Raw genomic sequence first — 17,912 nt, forward strand, 5'->3', positions numbered from 1 at the left:
CACCCCTCAAACGAATCGGCGCCCTGGCAACCTGAATTGGTAATGACAACAAACGAACTCAGGTTTGGCGCGGGCGCCGAGCCTGAAGCCGGACATCCATACCGGTATAGCCGCGCACGAAGTTAGACTGCACGTATTCCGGCTCAACCTGGCCCAGCTTGCACTAACCAACAACGGCCAACACCTGCGGGTGAAAAAGACCATGTTGTCGAATCCGCCGGGAGTGCTGAGCGAGGGAGAGGTGGCGGCGCGGCTGTTTATCAGCAAACGGACAATGGCCCGGCGCCTGAAAGCGGAAGGCACCCGTTTCCGAGCGCTGAGAGACCAGATGCTGGCACAACAGCCCGCCCGTTATCTGGATAACAGCAACTTACCGGTAGAAGCCATTACCAGGCTGATGAACTACCACGACAGCGCCAATTTCCGGCGCGCCTTCAAGCGCTGGTTTGGGGTTACACCGAATAACTATCGTAGCCAGCGCCTTTGTGGCGAATGCTGGAGCGCACCGGTGACTTTGACGTAGCGAAGAGAATGGCATCCGAGTGCCGCGCCTGGTTAGCTGTTCCCAAGTATGTACGCCCGAAGCTGTCGCTCCTCTCGCATGACATAGAGAATGAGAACTTGCTTATCATCCTCACGATGAAAAATGCGACACGGTGGAACCACTACCTCCCTGTATACCGAATTAGGGAGCTCAGGAGGAATCCGTCCGGATTGGGGAAAATCTTCCAAACGCTCGGTCTTATCGAAAACTTCCTGGACCAGGTGACTTGCGGCTGCAGAATTATCCAGAGCAATGTACTCGGCGATGGCCTCCAACTCTTGAATGGCGGGCTCCGTCCAGATTACTTCAGCCATTTACTCATTTTCTCCCTGGCCTCACTCTGGCTGTACGTTCTTCCCTCAAGTACAGCACGCTCTCCCCGTGAGAGCCCCTCAAGCAGCTCAAGTCGACGCTGCATAAACTCATAATCCTGCACATCAACAAGATATGCGGATGGCTGACCATGCTCCGTGATCAGTATCGGCTCCTTAGACAAGTGCAAATCTGCAAGAATCTTTGTGGCTTGGCGCTTGAGGTTCGTAACAAGCTCGACTTTCATGGGCTCACCCTGATCTAAACTGATAGTGACACTATAGTATCACTTTTCGAGTGAGACAATCACAGCTTACGCCCGGCTTTGCGGCGTGCCGGAGCGGCAGCGTAGGCGCGTCCGACAACAGCCATTGGTTAAATGCTTGTGTGCGCATGGCCATGCGCATAAGATCAAACTTTGTATTCTAAATCTTCCGGGAGGCCCTCATGGCCGAACTCTATAACTCAGCTGCCCCCAAAAAAGCAGCGAACCTATCAATCAATAGCGATCTTCTGCGTAAAACCCGGGAACTTAACATTAACTTGTCTGCCACCCTGGAACGAGCTCTGAAAGAAGAGCTTTCGAAACACGAAGCCGCTCAATGGGTTGAAGAGAATCGTGCTGCGATAAAAGGCTACAACGATTTCGTCGAACAACATGGATGCTTCGGCGACGAATTCAGGGAGTTTTGATGGCACAGTTCGATGTGTACCCCAACCCGAGCAAAGTGAGCAAGGCTCACTATCCTTACCTCGTGGATATTCAAAGCAGCCTTCTAAGCGATTTGGCAACTCGCATTGTTATCCCTTTGGGCAAACGTTCTGCCCTCGGTGGCGCAGCCATGCAAGGGCTCACTCCCGAAATCAGCTTCGCCGATCAAGAGCTGTTGCTGTTAACTCCGCAAATTTCCTCCGTGCCTGAAAAACATCTCAAGAGCCCTGTTGGCTCTCTCTCACATTTCAGAGACCAGATTGTTGGAGCTTTGGACCTGGCTATCACCGGCATTTAACGCCAGTGGTGATGCGCGCCAACGGAGCGCAGCGTAGTTGGCGTCGCGCTGACCACCTTGTTAGGGCATTTGAATCGGGATAGCATATCTCTATCGCGACTCGCGGAGGCACCATGACTACCGAAACATTAAACCAACTACGCTCTCAGATTTCGACTCTCTCTGAGTCAGAGCGTGCTGCGTTGGCTCGAGAGCTCATTATGAGCCTGGATGGCCCCCGTGACGACTCTGTTGAGCAAGCCTGGCACGATGAAATTATTCGGCGTGCAGCCAAGGTCAAAAGCGGTAAGGCTACACTGCTCAGCCGTGAAGAATTTCGTACAAAGATGCGAGCGAGGATAGGCCAGTAAAAGTGCGAACGGTAAGGATACTAGAAGAAGCCTCGCAGGAAGCTATAGAGGCCGCAGCATGGTACGAATTTGAGCAACCTGGACTGGGAGTTGAGTTTTTCGCTGCAGTTGACGCTGCCATCGATGTTATTGAAGAAAACGTCATCCCTCTATCACCTCTCCCCGAAGAGGCTGGCGATACCGGTGCAAGACGCCTGATTCTGGAACCGTAGTTATACGCCCGCTTTCAAGCCACCCCTACTCTAACATCCGGGCGTATAATTCCGTTCGCCCTTTTATTACTTTCTAAACTTATCAAAAGGTTAGCAATATTTCCTGCGGGTTTTCCGGAGTTTTGCGAACGCGTTCGTATAACTCCGCGCATTCAAGCAGGCTTTTGCCTCAATGCACGGCCGAGCGAGTGGAAGTAGCTCCGGAAAGCGTTGTTAATGATATCGCGCTGTGCGCCCTGTGGATAAAGCCCCAGGCGGGCTTCTTCGGTCTCTTTCGTGCCGCTTACCAGGAAGGCGTTTTTCAGGGGCGCATCCTGCACGAAGGCCTCAAACGCCCGGGCGCACAATTCTTCGGGCTGGCTGTAGTAGTTCACCCCCGCGGCTTTATCGGCCTTGGCGCTGTGCCGGAAGAGTTCGCTGGGCCGGCTGCCGGTGGGGTCCAGCAATACCGCACGGTAGCAGTCCTCCAGGCGGCTGTTCAGGGGGTGGGCAACGGCATCGTGGCGGATGAGCCAGAGTTTGGAGCCGAACGCCCCTTTTGGGGTGCCTGTGAATAACTTGTCGGCGATGTAGTGGTCGAAGGCATGAAACCACTCGTGCGCAATGCTGCCGGGGCCGGCGTTTTTGGCCAGGGCAAAACTGCGGGTGGCGGGGGTGTAATGGGCAGACACCCCCGGGCGGCCGCCAATGCCGTATTGCAGTGCCAAGGTGCTGCGCAGGGAGATCAGGCTTTCAGTGCCGCCGAGAATGGTCATCAAATCGCACAAGGCGTCATAGAACAGGCCGGCACTGCGCTGTTTTTCAGGTTCGGTTACCCAGCGGCCAATCTCAACGCTGCGAAATTCAAAGCGTCGTCGCACATCAAGAAAGGTAACGGCTGCTCCGGCGCGGTGGTCCGGGCCGGCTCGGTAAAACGATCTGGGCATAGCGACATAATACGGGGCCGCAACGCGCTTGTCTCAGTGCGCGGCGGATAGCGCAGGCCTGGTGGCTCACAACGAACCACCTGCAAACCTGTGTTATGGCCGTTCACCCTTGGCCAGTAGCTGATAGAAACTGACATTGCGTTCCAGGGCCCGTCTGGCAATGTCACACCGTTCTCGCACCGTCACCTTGCCAGCGCCTGCTTCACACAGTTTTTCCTTCAGTGCCGCCACTCCGGGCACCTGATACCGGTTGGACAGGTAATATTCGTCGGCCACGTAAGCATCCGGCAGGTCGAGATCTGAGAGCTGGGACACAGCGTTGCGCATTAGCCGTTTTTTCTCGCTGTTCGAGAGGCCAGGTTGCTGGTCCAAAAATCGGGTGGCCTCACTGAGGGCACGGAAACTGGCATCGGGTCTTACGATGAAGGCTTCCGCCATTTCCCGGGCTTGTCGTTGCTCCCCGTGGGCCAGCAGTGCCCGAAACTTCAGCAGTTGAAAATGCAGGTTCTCGGGCTCGCTTGCCAGGGCCCGGTCAACCAGTTGCACGTACTCCTTACTGGCGGGCGGGTAGGTATGAATGGTTTTCAGCGATGTGACAGGTGCCAATGCATCGATATCGATCTGAAGATCCGTAAACGAGCGCGCCAGCACGGCGCCATCCAGATCGTAGATCACCATCCGCACAATGTTCCTGCGCTCCTCCGATGACAAATACTCCCGCCCGCCCATATCGCTGGCCACCGAAGACAGCCATGTCTGAAGCTGGTTATCGCTGACTTCCGCCTCCTGTTTTCGCGCTTTCAGGGCGGCCACGGTCATCATCTCTTCGTAGGCACTCCCCGCGACGGGTATGCCCTCCTTGTCATTCTTGAGCTTGGTTAACAAGGCAATCATGGCCATGGGACTGTAGCGGGACTTTTCCAGAATCTTCACGGCCAGCAAATCCGCTTCGGTTTCCTGTTCCCGGTTCCATTGGGTAAATCCTGCCGCCGCCACCAGGGCATCGGTCGATCCGCCCACGCGCAGGGTGGTCTCCCGGGCGGTGTCGTCGTTACCAAACAGGGAAATAGCCTGGGCCAGATCGGTTATGCCTTTTGTTGTGCTTTGCAGTTCATTCTTCTGATGATGATTCAGCCATAGATGAGAGAGTTCATGGGCCAGCAGCGCGGCCACTTCGTCACGGGTATCCAGATATTCCAGGGTTCCGGCCTGAATCACGACGGTACCCTCGGGGTAGGTGAACCCGCCGAAACTGTAGCTCGGACCCACCCGAACCTGACAATGGCAGGGCCCGCCGTACCAGCTCTCTGCCAGTTCCTCGGCAATGGCCTGCAATTCCGGGGTGACAGCGCGGGCGTTCAGGGGCGTCACGCTGTCGCTGCGCAAACGAACCGCATCCTCGGAAGGATCTTTCCCATCCGCCTGATACTGATCGGCCTGGGCAATAAGCTCATGGATTTGCTGCTGCCTCAGCTCTTTGTTGGTGCTCCAGTCTTTCGACTGGTAAGGCGATGAGCTGCAGCCGATCAAGCCCAGACACACAGCCAGCGCAAGCAGCGCTGTTTTGTCACAGTAAATCATGGGCAGCCCTCCCCCATGCCACGGGCACTGGCCACCTTGTGGTCATCCGCAAATACAACCTGTGATTTCTCGCAGTGGATAACCGGCTGCCTGGAGCCACTGGTAATCACCTCTGGAACAAACACCCGGTAGGTCCCTCCGCCAGGGCCTTCAAACAGATACTGGCCCTGCGCCTTGCCACGGATTTTGATGGGCAGTTTCAGTCCGAGCTCTCGCGCCGGCACAAATGAACCGTCAGGCGTGCCAACAAAGGCATTGTCCGGATCGTGAAATCCTTCAATGGATTGGGTTTCTGCCAAGGCCGAACTGCACAGCAGTGCAAGCAGCCAAAGCCATCGTTTTGCGTTCATTTTCCATCTCCTTTCGCTCTTTTCTGACCGCAATCAACAGCAAGGGTGTCAAACCGATCAGGTCTGCCAGGAAGCCAGGGGTGCGGTGAAACAGCAGTAACACGCTGTAGAGCAGGCAAAGGCTGACGATGATGATCACCAACTCAGCCAGTTCCACCGCCAACTCTGGCCATTCCGCTCTACTCTCGTCGCGCCAGCGCCATGCCAGAACCCGGCGCGCGAGCATGAGGATGAGAAACAGAATCAGCGGCCAGGACAGCAACAGATCCACCGGAAGGGTCCATCCTGGCAGCCCGATCCCGGCAAGATTCCACTCGGCACCGATGGGCTTCAGATAGTCCGCACCGTAATGCAGCAGGTTGCGTAGCGCTTCGGCGTGCAGATAAACCCCTGGCAGACGCCCCGGGATCGGCGGATCAAACAGATCTCTGGCAGAGGGCACAGAAACGCCCACGATCGCAATCCGGTTGGTCAGGGCCGTTTGTGAAAAGAAAGGATCGCAGTCGGGTGCCGTGCAGAAGATGTCCCTTAGGGTGGCGGTCGGCACCGGCGGGCATGGCCTTTGGCCATCGGTGCTGACAACCTCCGCACCAAACAGATATCTGCCCCGTTGCAAAATCGAGCGGAACACACTGTCGTCCGCCGGTCTCGCACTGCAGCCCAGTGTTGCGGCCATTCGCTGTGCCGGCATTCCCCAACTCAGGTGCATACCGGAGGAGCGGGGCATCAACCAGGCATCCTCTGCTTTCGATAGCGTAGTGCAACGCCTGGAGGGGAACTTCTGGCAATGGATGTCATATCCGGCCACCGCCAGGGTTGGAACCACGGTGCCATCAGCTACCGTTCGCCGTATCGGATAATGCTGATCATGACCCGACCAGCCCACTAGCCCGATATCGGCTGCCGCCTCGGTCAGCGGACGAATCGAAGGCTCGAGTTGATTCGGATCTTCGCCGGCACTCAGCACCACCGACAGCCCGGCATGGTCCCGAAAATGCTTCAACCGCTCCACCAGTAACGGCAAGCTGTTATCCAGATTGCGCGCGCGGTAGAAGGTGATATCCAGAATAATCGTGCCGTACCCCAGGCGCCTGAGGGCATCAATCAGAACCAGGTGGTCGCTGTAGGCCAGAGGCCAGTCGTTGGCTCTCAGGTAGCCGTTTTCTTCATGGGAGAGCCTGCGGATAGAAGGGTCATCGATCAGAATGACATCAACGAGGTCGGCTCCTTCGGCCGCCAGGGCATGATCGTAGAACGGTGAAAACAGGCGATCAAACCCATCGCTGATCGCCTGACTGCTTTTGGAACTGATGCCGAACGGATCGGCAAGCACAAGCAGATACCCCGCCACCAGGAGCATCCAGTGGCGTCGGATCATTCCGTTTAGCGATATGCCTGCATCGGGATTCTGCACTCTGGCCTCCGCACGTGGATGCGATCCCACGCTGCCCGCACTGCGGAAGCGAGCAAGTTATGAATGCTCACTAGGCAACAATCACGCCTATCACCGAAAAACGCGTGTTGTCTGGCCATTTAATATATAGGCCGAATACTTCTCTACCCGTTCGCTGTAAAGAATCCTGACAGGTACCCGGCTCTCTGCCGGGCACCCGCCACGGCAATTACCACTCCAGCTGCGCCCCGGTCTGGTATTCAATCACCCGGGTTTCGAAGAAGTTCTTCTCCTTGCGCAGGGTGGCCTGTTCGTCCAGCCAGGGCGACACGTTCTGCGCCCCCGGGAACGGCTCGTCCAGCCCCACGGTGCGGGCCCGGCGGTTGGCCACGAAACGGAACTGCTCGCTGTGGTAATCCGCCGAGTAACCCAGGATCGGGTCCCGCAGGATGTAGTTGGCGTAGGCCTGTTCGGCCGCTTCGGATTCGTCCCACATCTCGCGCACCGCTTTCGGGTCGAAGGTAATGTTCTCTTCTTCCACGATTTGATTGACCACTTTCAGGCCAAACGAGAAGTGCATGGCCTCATCCCGCAGGATGTACTGCAGCTGTTCGCCAGTGCCGCGCATCAGGCCCCGGCGCTGCAGGGCGAAGATGGGGCTGAAGCCGTTGTAGAACCAGGTGCCTTCGAACACGGCCGCGAAGAACAGGTAGGACATGATGAACTCCTGCAGATCGTCCTTGTTGCGCAGGTTCATGTCCGGGCGCATGGCGGCGTCCAGCCGGCGGTTGGCTATATGGATCTTGCCGTTGATTTCCGGCACCACGCGGTAGCGATTGTAGATCTCGCTCTGGTCCAGGTTCAGGGTTTCAATGCAGTGCTGGTACGCCCAGGTGTGCATGGCTTCTTCGTACACCTGGCGAGCCTGGTAGATCTGCAGCTCCGGCGCGCTCATTTTTTCCATCACCGCCAGGCCGATGTTGCGCATGGCCAGAATGTCGGAGGTGGTCAGGTACGCCAGCACGTTTTCGTACACGTGCTTTTCCGGGGCGCTCAGGCGGTGGTGGTAATCGTGAACGTCCTGCGCCATGTTCACGTCCAGCGGCGTCCAGTGGTTCTTGTTGGCGTTCATAAAGTACTCCCAGGCCCAGGGGTACTTGAACGGTGCCAGTTGGTTGATGTCGGTCTCGCCGTTGATCACCCGTTTGTCGTCCACATTCACCGGGGCCGGGCCACCGGTGGCGGCAGGCTTGGCAGCGGTTTTCGGTTCGTCATCCCAATCCAGCATGATGCTTATCTCCTGACACAGTGAGTGGTTACTGACACGCTTCGCAGTCCGGTTCATCAATAGAGCACACCTGCGGCTGTGGCGCGGCCACGGGGGCAGATTTCTCGGCGCCGGTCGCGCCCAGCGAACGCAGGTAGTAGGTGGTTTTCAGGCCCCGCTCCCAGGCCAGCTGGTACAGCGCATCCAGCTTTTTGCCGCTGGGCTCGGCCATGTACAGGTTCAGGCTCTGGGCCTGGTCCAGCCACTTCTGGCGCCGGGAGGCGGCCTCCACCAGCCAGCGGGCGTCAATCTCAAAGGCGGTGGCGTAACGGGCCTTGAGTTCGGTCGGAATACGGTCGATCTGCTGCACGCTGCCGTCGAAGTATTTCAGATCGTTCACCATCACGTTGTCCCACAGGCCTTCGGCCTTGAGATCCCGCACCAGCGACGGGTTCACCACGGTGAACTCGCCGGACAGGTTCGATTTCACGAACAGGTTCTGGTAAGCAGGCTCAATGGATTGGGACACGCCCACGATGTTGGAAATGGTCGCCGTCGGGGCAATGGCCATCACGTTGCTGTTGCGCATTCCGTTTTGGGCGATCAGCTCGCGCACCGGCGTCCAGTCCAGGCGGCTGTCGGTGTTCACCTGCAGGTCCCCGTCCCGGCGGGCGGCCTGCAGGTTCTGGATGGAATCAATCGGCAGAATGCCCTGGTGCCACAGGGAGCCTTCGTAGGTTTCGTAGGCACCCCGCTCACCCGCCAGCGTGGCGGAAGCACGCAGGGCAAAGTAGCTCAGTTGCTCCATGGCGACATCGGCGAACTCCACGGCTTCGGCACTGGTGTACGGCAGGCCCAGCTGGTAGAGCGCATCCTGGAAGCCCATCAGGCCCAGGCCCACCGGGCGGTGCTTGAGGTTGGAATTGCGCGCCTGCGGAACCGCATAGAAGTTGATGTCGATGACGTTGTCGAGCATTCGTACGGCGATGTTCACCGTGCGTTCCAGGCGCGCAACGTCCAGCTCGCCATCCTTGATGTGGGCGGCCAGGTTCACCGAGCCGAGGTTACACACGGCAATTTCATCGCTGCTGGTGTTCAGGGTGATTTCGGTACACAGGTTGGAGCTGTGCACCACGCCCTGGTGCTGCTGGGGCGAGCGCAGGTTGCACGGGTCTTTGAAGGTGATCCAGGGGTGCCCGGTCTCGAACAGCACGGTGAGCATCTTGCGCCACAGCTGCTTGGCCGGAATCTTCTTGAACAACGCAATCTTGCCCTGCTCCGCCAGCGCTTCGTAGTGCTGGTAGCGCTCGCGGAATGCGTTGCCGTACAGGTCGTGCAGGTCGGGCACGTCGCTGGGTGAGAACAGGGTCCAGTCCCGGTCTTCGCGCATCCGTTCAATCAGCAGGTCCGGCACCCAGTTGGCGGTGTTCATGTCGTGGGTGCGGCGGCGCTCGTCACCGGTGTTCTTGCGCAGTTCGAGGAATTCCTCGATGTCCAGGTGCCAGCTTTCCAGATAGGCACAGACCGCGCCCTTGCGCTTGCCGCCCTGGTTCACCGCCACCGCGGTGTCGTTCACCACTTTCAGAAACGGCACCACACCCTGGCTCTGGCCGTTGGTGCCTTTGATGTGGGAGCCCAGCGCCCGCACCGGGGTCCAGTCGTTGCCCAGGCCACCCGCCCATTTCGACAGCAGCGCGTTGTCTTTGATGGCGCCGTAAATGCCTTCCAAATCGTCGCCCACGGTGGTCAGGTAGCAGGACGACAGCTGGGAGTGGCGGGTACCGCTGTTGAACAGTGTGGGCGTGCTGGCCATGTAATCGAAGCTGGACAGCAACTCATAGAATTCGATGGCGCGGGCGTTGGGGTCGTCCTCACGCAGAGCCAGGCCCATGGCCACGCGCATGAAGAACACCTGCGGCAGTTCCAGGCGGGCCTGGTTCCAGTGCAGGAAGTAGCGGTCGTACAGGGTTTGCAGGCCCAGGAAGCCAAACTGCAGATCCCGCTCCGGTTTCAGGGCTTGCCCCAGGCGTTCCAGATCAAAGGCCGCCAGGGCCTCATCCAGCAATTCGTAGCGGATACCGGCGTGAATGAACGCCGTCAGCGCCTGTGGATAAGTCTCCGCCAGGCTTTGATTGCGCGGCAAGCCCAGGGCATCGGCGTTTTCCAGCCTTAGCTGCTCCAGCAGCAGGCGGGCGGTCACGGCGCTGTAGTCCGGCTCCCGCTCAATGCGGCCCCGGGCCGTCATGATCAGCGCGGTCAGTACTTCGGTGCTTTCGATGCCGTCGTACAGGTTACGCAGGGCATCCTCCACCAGCGACTCTTCGTCAATACCGTCCAACCCGGCGGCGGCCTGCTCCACCTGAAGCTTCATCAGGCCCAGATCCAGTGGTGTTATGCTGCCGTCGCTCTTTTTCACGGTCAGATGCGGGTGGGCTTCTACCGGCTCATCCACGGCGCGCTGACGAGCGTGTTCTTCCCGGTAGAGTACGTAGGCCCGGGCCACTTTCTGTTCTTCGGCGCGCATCAGGGCCAGTTCCACCTGGTCCTGAATATCTTCGATATGCACCTTGCCGCCCGCTTTCAGGCGACGGCTGATGGCCTGCACCACCTGTTCGGTCACCCGGTGTACGGCGTCGTTGATGCGGGCGGAACCGGCGGCCTGGTCCCCTTCCACCGCCAGAAACGCCTTGGTGACGGCCACGCCGATTTTGGCGGCATTGAATCCAACCAGGGTGCCGTTACGTTTAATCACTTGCAGGGATTGGGTTTGGCTGACCGAAGGCTCGGCGAGGGTGGCGGCTGTCATGGTGCTCTCCTGAATTCGCGTTGGTTCCGTTAAACCCTTCGCGAACGCAGCGGCACACCTTGCCCAAGGCACGGGCAGGCCTGACCAGTCTGCTCACCCTTGAATCGCGAAGGTGCAGTCCAGAAACCCATGGGGGGGCTTCTGATCCCTGGCAGGTCTTCGGACTCAGGGGCATGAACGTTTTGTTCTGCCTTGCGTGGCGACTTCCCGGTTTTCACCAGTGTCGTAATACCACGCTCGTTCCCCAATACCGCTGCGCGTCAGTTCCGGATTCTCACCGGATTCCCGACTACCCTGTAAATAAGATGATCAGAGTTTGATCACAATATATGGTAGTTAACCAAGGACAAAGTCACTATATAGAGACTGATAAACGAAAACAAGGCACTTTCTTCGAGCTGTGCTGTCAGTTACCCAACCACCTGACGAGAGGACATATCGTGACATTCTCGCCAAGATTGGCTTGCACTCTGGTGCTTGGCCTCAGCTTTGCCTTCAGCCCGGCATGGGCCGAGGCAGAACCACTGAAGCGCTTCTCCACCATGGCGTCGCTCAACGATGGCTGGGAACCGCTGATTTTCCCGAACATCGAACGCCACACCCAGTACGCCCTGAACACCGTGGACGGCCAGCAGGTGGTTCGTGCCAGTGCCGACGGCAGCGCCTCCGGCCTGATTGCCCGTCTGGCACTGGAGCCGGGCGATTCGCTCGTGCTGTCCTGGCGCTGGAAGGTCTCGAACGTCTACGAGGCCGGCAACGCCCGAGAAAAATCCGGAGATGACTACCCGGCCCGTATTTACGTGGCCTTCGAGTTCCAGTCGGACAAGGCCGGTTTTTTCGAACGGGCCAAGCGCAAGACCGTGGAGGTGCTGTTCGGGGAAACACTGCCGGGTAACGCTCTGAATTATATCTGGGCCAATCAGATACCAGAGCAGACCTTGGTGGCCAATGCCTACACCGACAAAACCGTGATGATTGCCGTGAATTCTGGCGAGCAACAGGTGGGCGAATGGGTCAGCGTCGAACGGGATCTGGTGGCGGACTATCGGCAGGCCTTCGGGGAGGAGCCGCCCGCCATTGTCGGTGTGGCCATCATGACGGATGCGGATAACACCGGTGAGAGGGCAACGGCCTGGTATGGAGATTTGACGCTGCGGCGGTAGTCCTGGCCAAAAGCGCAGCCGGCTGGCGGAATTACAACCCCAACGTGTTACCGATATTGCTCCGGAAACCCCGGAACCACATAGGTTTTCCGAAAGTGGCGCGGCGGTGGCACTTCGCCGCGTTCGGCCAAGCGCAAGTAGGCATCGTCAAAGGCTTCGCGCAGGATAGCGGCACGGGGATTCGCCAGGGAGAACAACCAGGCGCTGTGCCGGCTGCGCATCTCCGATTCACGAATTTTCTCATCGCCATCCCCATTCAGCGTCATCTGGACCGGCTGACGATAATCCAGCAGATAATCCCCCCGATTCCGCTTGAGCATATCCAGGGCAGACCGGTGATTCGGGGCTTCCGTGACCCGTATATCCACCTGGGACATTAACCAGTCCCGCAATCCGGCGTAGGTATAGCCACCGATTACGATCACCGTTTTATTGCGCAGGCGGTCCATATGATCCAGAGGCGGCCGGCCCTCCAGATACCAGGCACTGAGGTCCACGGGAATGGGGCTGGTCCAGCTTTCGAGGATATCGTCTTCAAGAGCCGGAATGTCGGTCAGGCCCATCCACAAATCAATGTGGCCATTCTTCAGGTACAGATAGGTTCGGGCCACCGGCAAATAAATGAAATCAACCCTGAAACCGGCTTCCTCAGCGACTTTTCGGGTAATCTCGACAAATTCTCCGGCCGGCTCGCCACGGGCATTCCGATAACTGACCGGAGGAAACTCGACATAGGCAACGCGCACCGTATCGCCCGGCTTGCCGTTATCTTCCGACGCGCCCACGGCGGGAGAAAAGAGCAGGCTGAAGACAACCAGCCCAAAGGCAATCCATGCCAGAGCCAGCGGGAACGAGCAGGGAATAAACTGTTGGCAAATGCGCATGACGACCGCTTTTCTTATCTGTTTAGCTGAAGATTAACAGATACTTTGAAGACTGTGCGGTGAAAAATGTAAAACCTTGATTCAGAACGCACTGGTGACCATGTACAGGCCAACGCCCCCCATCACAACAGTGTAGGGTAACGCCATGATCACCATCCGCCCGTACGAAAGCCGAACCAGCGGCGCAATGGCCGAGGTCAGCAAAAACAGGAAGGCCGCCTGGCCATTCGGGGTGGCCACACTGGGCAGGTTGGTGCCGGTATTGATCGCCACGGCCAGGGTCTGGAAATGATCGTTACTGATGCTGCCGGCATCCAGCGCCTGTTTCACTTCGCTGATGTAGACGGTGGCCACAAACACGTTATCGCTGATCATCGATAACAGGCCGTTGGCGATAAAGAACATCCCCGGCTGCTGCCCCTCCGGGAGGCTGAGCACATAGTCGATGACCGGCTTGAACAGATGCTGCTCGTGAATCACCGCCACAACGGCAAAAAACACCACCAGTAACGAGGTAAAGGGCAACGATTCCTGAAAGGCTTTACCAATCTGGTGCTCATCGGTGACGCCGGTAAACGAGGTAATCAGAATAATCACCAGCAGGCCAATCAGGCCGACTTCGGCAATGTGGAAGGCCAGCCCGAACACCAGAATCACCGCCGCGACGGCCTGAATCCAGAGCGCGGCCTGATCGGATTTGGTGCGCCGGGCTTTTTCATTGTCGGCAAACTCCTCCAATACCCGCCGCACTGGCTTCGGCAGCCGGCCGCCATACCCGAACCAGCGCAGCTTTTCCAACGCCCAGCAGGTTGTCAGGCCCGCGGCCAGCACCGGCAAACTCACGGGTGCCATCATCAGAAAAAAGTCGGCAAAATCCCAGCCCACTACCTTGGCGATCAGCAGGTTCTGCGGTTCTCCCACCATGGTGGCCACGCCACCCAGAGCGGTACCAATGGCGCCATGCATCAACAGGCTGCGCAGAAAAGCCCGGAAGTTTTCGAGATCTTCCCGGTGCAGTTCAATCACCTCGTCGTCGCTGTTAGCGTTGTGGTCTTTCTGCTGGTAACCCTTGCCCGAGGCCACCTTGTGATAAACAGAAAAGAACCCCACCGCCACACTGATGATCACGGCCGTCACCGTTAACGCATCCAGAAACGCCGAGAGCACGGCGGCAGCGCCACAAAACAGAAGAGACAGTGCCGACTTGGACCGAACCCCCACCAGAATCTGGGTAAAGGTCACCAGCAACAACTCTTTCATGAAATAAATGCCCGCCACCATAAACATCAGCAGCAGGATGACCGGGAAATTGGTCAACACCTCATTGTATACCGCATCCGCGGATGTCAGCCCGATCAGCAACGCTTCCACCGCCAGCAAACCGCCGGGCAGCAGCGGATAACACTTTAACGCCATCGCCAGGGTAAAAATGAACTCGGCAATCAACAGCCAACCTGCAACTCCCGGCCCGAGCGTGTACATCACAATGGGATTAATGGCCAGAAACAGCAGGATAATCTGCTTGTACCAGACCGGAGCCTTGCCAAGGAAATTTTGGGTAAAGCCAGCAATAACGGTGTTGGGCATAACACTATTCTTCTGAGGGTGACTGCCGGGGAAGTATGCGGCACCAGGCCGTTATCTTCCTTGATATTTGTGCCCGGGGAAATGGCTCTAAGGTGGTAGAAAAGCTCACATTCAGGCGTAAGCAGGGCGCATCGCCGTGGGACAGGTGGCCAAGTTTACCGGTATTTATCCACAGGCGCGAGTGCCGGTAGTGACCGGAGTTATGGCCTTGCCGGGGTCTGGCGGTCCGACACTGAATGCTTTTGCTTTGCATTTGCTATTATTTATCAATAACATTCCCGTTCAAGTATTTAGCAGCCCATCGCAGGCCTGTGCAACGCAGCCCGACACCAAGGTTTTGTCTGTATGACCCCGGAAACTCTGGCTGAAGGCGTTTCGCCGCCTGACCAGACACAGCCCCACGCGCATTTCTCGCGCATCGGCCAGGTGCTCGATTACGTGCACCGGAACCTGGATCACCCGCTGGCCGTGGACCATCTGGCGGGTATTGGGGGCTGGTCACGATGGCAATTCAACCGGGTGTTCGCGCGGGAGACCGGCCGCTCGCTCGGGCGTTATGTGCGGGAATTGCGGTTGAGCCTGGCCGCAGAGATGCTGTTGTTCACCGATCAGCGGGTGATTGATATCAGTGTCGCCTGTGGCTTCAACTCAGACATCAGCTTTGCCCGCAGCTTTCGCCAGTATTTTGGCTGCTCCCCCCGCCATTACCGCCAACGCGGCCTGCCCTGCCTGCTCAAAGCCCCCATCGAATGTCAGGCCAACTCGCTCCCGCCGGCCACTCTGCAGGCCAGGCTGCCGGAAATCCGTCTCGACCACCGGGAGGCTTTTTCCGTCACCGGCATTGCCGGTGACATCACCGGCCTGTTCTCCGACACGCCAAACTTCCGAACCCGGGTACCGGAACTATGGGCCAGGGCTCTGGAGTCCCTGCCGATTCCACCAGCGCAATCCAAAGTGGGCGTACTCGATGCCTCGGGCCCGCCGGGTGCCCCGATGCCCTACCTGGCCGGTGTCGAGGGCAGCGAACGGGCCGGAACGCCCGACGCAAAAACGTTAACCGTGCCCGCCCGGAACTACGTGGTGATTTCGTTTCGTGGGCCACTGGCATCGTTGTCGGACATCCTGCACTGGTTTTTCGATGCTTGGCTGCCCAATGCCGGCTGCTCTGCCCTGAGTGGCTACGATCTGGAGGTTTACCCAGCCGGCTTTGATCCTTCGGCACCGGAGATTGCGATGGAATACTGGATACCGGTCCGACTGGTTCGACCTTTGATTGGCGGTTATGCACCAAAGTGTTAAGTCTTGAACTCTCGTTTAAATATAATGGGAATGATTCGCAATAATCTCCTTTTATATGGTTCACACACGGGATTTCATTATGCTTGATCGTATCGGCAACCCCCGCCTGCTTGCACTCGCCATCAGTGCGGTTATCAGTCAGACCACACTGGCCAGCACCGGCGATGCGTTGGAACTGGATGCCCTGGCCGTTTACGGCGACACCTACCGCAATACCGCCACCAAAACGGCGCTGGAACCCGAAGAAACGCCACAGAGCATTTCGGTTCTGGATCAACAGGCACTGGAGATGCGGGACGCCGATTCCGTAGCTGCTGCACTTCGCTACGCCCCCGGGGTCAATACCGAATTGCGCGGCGGCGCGGTCGGGCGCCTGGACCTGTTCAGCATTCGCGGGTTCATCAACTACCAGAATTACTACGACGGCCTCCAACTGCTTTACAACGACTGGAACCTTCAGCCCCAGGTGGATCTCGCGGCGGTTGAACAGGTGGAGGTTTTCCGCGGCCCAACCTCCACCCTGTACGGCGCCATGCCGCCGGGGGGGATGGTCAACCTGATCGGGAAACAGCCCTCAGGCGAACCGTTTCACCGGGTGGAGCTGGCCACCGGCTCGCGCGATCTGCTGGAGGCCACCATCGAAAGCCAGGGCCAGATCGCCGACTCTGACCTGTCTTATAGCCTGGTGGGCCTGAGCCGCAGCCGTGACGGCCAGGCCGAGACCTCGGAAGAACAACGCCACTTGATTGCGCCCTCAGTGGACTGGCGGGTCAGCGACGATACCCTGGTAAACTTCAATCTGTATTACCAGAAAGACCCGGAGATGGGCGTTTACACCAGTCTGCCCGCATCTGGCCTGTTCCTGCCCAATCCCAACGGGAAGCTGGACACCGACGCGTTTTCCGGCGACGCCAACTGGAACGAATTCGATAAAGAAGTGTTGATGGCCGGTTACAAGATCAACCACAACATCAACAACAACTGGACGTTCCTGCAGAACTTCCGCTATACCGATGCCGAGGTGTTCCAGACAAACACCTACAGTACGGGCCTTGCCGCAGACGGCCGTACCCTGGCCCGCCAGGCCTACCTGACCGACGAAACCACCAGCGGATTCACTGTGGATAACCAGTTCTCCGGCCGTTTCAGCACCGGCCGCGTGCAACACAATATTCTGGTGGGTGTGGATTACCTCAGCCTGGACTCCGACGTGCTCTATGAAGACACCGCAGCACCCGCTATTGATCTCTACAACCCGGATTATTACCAGATTTCCAAAGACACCATCGATATCAGCAACACCGCGCTCTCTTCAGACTTCGCTATCCGCAAGAAGCAGCTGGGCCTGTATCTGCAGGATCAGATTGAGCTGGGCCAGTTTGTGATCATCGGTGGCGTGCGCTGGGATGACTTTACCGGCGAGGAAGACGGCCGCAAATACGGTGCGCCGGTAGACACCAAACTCGAACAGGACAATGTGTCCACCCGCGTTGGCGTGATGTATCGCGGCAATAACGGCGTGTCGCCCTACCTGAGCTTTGCCGAGAGCTTCGAGCCGCAAACCGGCAGCGACCGCAACGGCAACGAGTTTGAACCGTCTGAAGGGGACCAGTGGGAATTGGGGTTGAAATACCAGGCCGAAGACCAGCGCACCTCCGCCAATCTGGCGTTCTACCAGATCACCAAAGACAATGTGCCAACCCGGGACCCGAACGGTACCGCCTACGACAAAATCCAGGCCGGTGAAGTGCGGTCTCAGGGCCTGGAGTTTGAGGCCAGGGCCCAGCCCATCGATAGCCTGATCATGACCCTGAGCTACACGTTACAAGATGTTGAAGTAACCAAGGACAACTCCGGCCTGAAAGGCCAGACACCGGTGTGGGTGCCCGAGCACCTGCTGTCGGTCTGGGCCGATTACGGGTTCTACCGTGGTCCGCTGAACGGTCTGGTAGCCGGCATCGGTGCCCGCTACATCGGCGAATCGGAATACAACGCCGCCACCAACGAAGACAGCGTACCGGATGTCACCCTGGTGGATATCGCACTGCGCTACAACCTCGGCCAGCTGGCTCACACCCTGCGCGGCACAGAGCTGGGGCTGTCAGTTAATAACCTGACCAACGAGCGCTATTACAGCTGTTTTGACAGTGCAAACTGCTGGTTTGGGGAAGAACGCACGGTGGAGGCCTCGGTGTCTTACGCGTTCTGATCAGAACCTCGGGAGCAGG

At 58.1% G+C, this 17,912-nt stretch carries 17 protein-coding genes and 1 riboswitch; of the genes, 7 read left to right on the forward strand and 10 right to left on the reverse strand.

Annotation, left to right across the window (positions count from 1 at the left end):
• Positions 1 to 64 precede the first annotated feature (64 nt).
• On the forward strand, positions 65 to 523 hold the full coding sequence (locus tag ACP2AU_RS03795) for a helix-turn-helix transcriptional regulator (protein ID WP_426374611.1): 459 nt from the start codon (positions 65 to 67) through the stop codon (positions 521 to 523).
• Between the two features lie 32 nt (positions 524 to 555).
• On the opposite strand, the gene ACP2AU_RS03800 is transcribed toward ACP2AU_RS03795, so the two are convergent.
• Together ACP2AU_RS03800 and ACP2AU_RS03805 are read right to left on the reverse strand one after the other, a co-directional pair.
• Positions 556 to 858 carry a type II toxin-antitoxin system RelE/ParE family toxin gene (locus ACP2AU_RS03800; protein WP_426374613.1) on the reverse strand — a complete coding sequence of 101 codons (303 nt, stop codon included), beginning with the start codon at positions 856 to 858 and terminating at the stop codon, positions 556 to 558.
• A complete protein-coding gene (locus ACP2AU_RS03805) occupies positions 846 to 1,103 on the reverse strand; it encodes a type II toxin-antitoxin system Phd/YefM family antitoxin (RefSeq protein ID WP_022992576.1) in 258 nt (85 codons plus the stop codon). The genes ACP2AU_RS03800 and ACP2AU_RS03805 overlap by 13 nt, the downstream gene beginning before the upstream one ends.
• Positions 1,104 to 1,303: 200 nt before the next feature.
• Between ACP2AU_RS03805 and ACP2AU_RS03810 the strand changes: the two genes are divergently transcribed.
• The 3 genes from ACP2AU_RS03810 to ACP2AU_RS03820 all read left to right on the forward strand — a co-directional run bounded on the left by ACP2AU_RS03810 (position 1,304) and on the right by ACP2AU_RS03820 (position 2,216).
• On the forward strand, positions 1,304 to 1,549 hold the full coding sequence (locus ACP2AU_RS03810) for a type II toxin-antitoxin system CcdA family antitoxin (RefSeq protein ID WP_426374616.1): 246 nt from the start codon (positions 1,304 to 1,306) through the stop codon (positions 1,547 to 1,549).
• The gene (locus tag ACP2AU_RS03815; RefSeq protein WP_426374618.1) at positions 1,549 to 1,866 is read left to right on the forward strand and encodes a CcdB family protein; all 318 of its coding nucleotides are present in this window, start codon (positions 1,549 to 1,551) and stop codon (positions 1,864 to 1,866) included. The genes ACP2AU_RS03810 and ACP2AU_RS03815 overlap by 1 nt, the downstream gene beginning before the upstream one ends.
• Positions 1,867 to 1,979: 113 nt before the next feature.
• On the forward strand, positions 1,980 to 2,216 hold the full coding sequence (locus ACP2AU_RS03820) for an addiction module protein (RefSeq protein WP_426374619.1): 237 nt from the start codon (positions 1,980 to 1,982) through the stop codon (positions 2,214 to 2,216).
• A 364-nt stretch (positions 2,217 to 2,580) separates the two neighbouring features.
• On the opposite strand, the gene ACP2AU_RS03825 is transcribed toward ACP2AU_RS03820, so the two are convergent.
• The 6 genes from ACP2AU_RS03825 to ACP2AU_RS03850 form a co-directional block, all read right to left on the reverse strand.
• Positions 2,581 to 3,354 (reverse strand): CLCA_X family protein, encoded by a 774-nt coding sequence (locus tag ACP2AU_RS03825; RefSeq protein ID WP_426374621.1) that lies wholly within the window; start codon positions 3,352 to 3,354, stop codon positions 2,581 to 2,583.
• A 93-nt stretch (positions 3,355 to 3,447) separates the two neighbouring features.
• Positions 3,448 to 4,935: a M48 family metalloprotease gene (locus ACP2AU_RS03830; RefSeq protein WP_426374623.1), complete on the reverse strand. Its 1,488-nt coding sequence runs from the start codon at positions 4,933 to 4,935 to the stop codon at positions 3,448 to 3,450.
• A complete protein-coding gene (locus tag ACP2AU_RS03835) occupies positions 4,932 to 5,234 on the reverse strand; it encodes a hypothetical protein (RefSeq protein WP_426374625.1) in 303 nt (100 codons plus the stop codon). The genes ACP2AU_RS03830 and ACP2AU_RS03835 overlap by 4 nt, the downstream gene beginning before the upstream one ends.
• A complete protein-coding gene (locus tag ACP2AU_RS03840; RefSeq protein ID WP_426374626.1) occupies positions 5,212 to 6,699 on the reverse strand; it encodes a CHASE2 domain-containing protein in 1,488 nt (495 codons plus the stop codon). Before ACP2AU_RS03840 ends, ACP2AU_RS03835 begins: the two co-directional genes overlap by 23 nt.
• 208 nt (positions 6,700 to 6,907) lie before the next feature.
• Entirely contained in the window at positions 6,908 to 7,966 is a 1,059-nt protein-coding gene (locus ACP2AU_RS03845) for a ribonucleotide-diphosphate reductase subunit beta (RefSeq protein WP_426374628.1), read from the reverse strand.
• 28 nt (positions 7,967 to 7,994) lie between these two features.
• Positions 7,995 to 10,751: a ribonucleoside-diphosphate reductase subunit alpha gene (locus ACP2AU_RS03850; RefSeq protein WP_426374630.1), complete on the reverse strand. Its 2,757-nt coding sequence runs from the start codon at positions 10,749 to 10,751 to the stop codon at positions 7,995 to 7,997.
• 133 nt (positions 10,752 to 10,884) lie between these two features.
• A riboswitch (cobalamin riboswitch) is annotated at positions 10,885 to 11,080 on the reverse strand.
• A 213-nt stretch (positions 11,081 to 11,293) separates the two neighbouring features.
• Here ACP2AU_RS03850 and ACP2AU_RS03855 point away from each other — a divergent pair.
• The gene (locus ACP2AU_RS03855) at positions 11,294 to 11,914 is read left to right on the forward strand and encodes a DUF3047 domain-containing protein (protein ID WP_426375074.1); all 621 of its coding nucleotides are present in this window, start codon (positions 11,294 to 11,296) and stop codon (positions 11,912 to 11,914) included.
• A 47-nt stretch (positions 11,915 to 11,961) separates the two neighbouring features.
• Here ACP2AU_RS03855 and ACP2AU_RS03860 read toward each other — a convergent pair whose 3' ends face one another.
• Positions 11,962 to 12,798, reverse strand: a complete 837-nt coding sequence (locus ACP2AU_RS03860; RefSeq protein WP_426374632.1) for a substrate-binding periplasmic protein — start codon at positions 12,796 to 12,798, stop codon at positions 11,962 to 11,964.
• 81 nt (positions 12,799 to 12,879) lie between these two features.
• On the reverse strand, positions 12,880 to 14,385 hold the full coding sequence (gene nhaB, locus ACP2AU_RS03865) for a sodium/proton antiporter NhaB (RefSeq protein WP_426374634.1): 1,506 nt from the start codon (positions 14,383 to 14,385) through the stop codon (positions 12,880 to 12,882).
• A 345-nt stretch (positions 14,386 to 14,730) separates the two neighbouring features.
• Between nhaB and ACP2AU_RS03870 the strand changes: the two genes are divergently transcribed.
• Positions 14,731 to 15,684 carry a helix-turn-helix domain-containing protein gene (locus tag ACP2AU_RS03870; RefSeq protein WP_426374636.1) on the forward strand — a complete coding sequence of 318 codons (954 nt, stop codon included), beginning with the start codon at positions 14,731 to 14,733 and terminating at the stop codon, positions 15,682 to 15,684.
• Between the two features lie 79 nt (positions 15,685 to 15,763).
• Complete coding sequence (locus ACP2AU_RS03875) at positions 15,764 to 17,893, forward strand: TonB-dependent siderophore receptor (RefSeq protein WP_426374638.1); 2,130 nt, start codon at positions 15,764 to 15,766, stop codon at positions 17,891 to 17,893.
• The last annotated feature ends 19 nt before the right edge of the window (positions 17,894 to 17,912 follow it).

Origin of the sequence: Marinobacter sp. VGCF2001 (genome assembly GCF_049943275.1) — a bacterium.
GTDB lineage: Bacteria > Pseudomonadota > Gammaproteobacteria > Pseudomonadales > Oleiphilaceae > Marinobacter.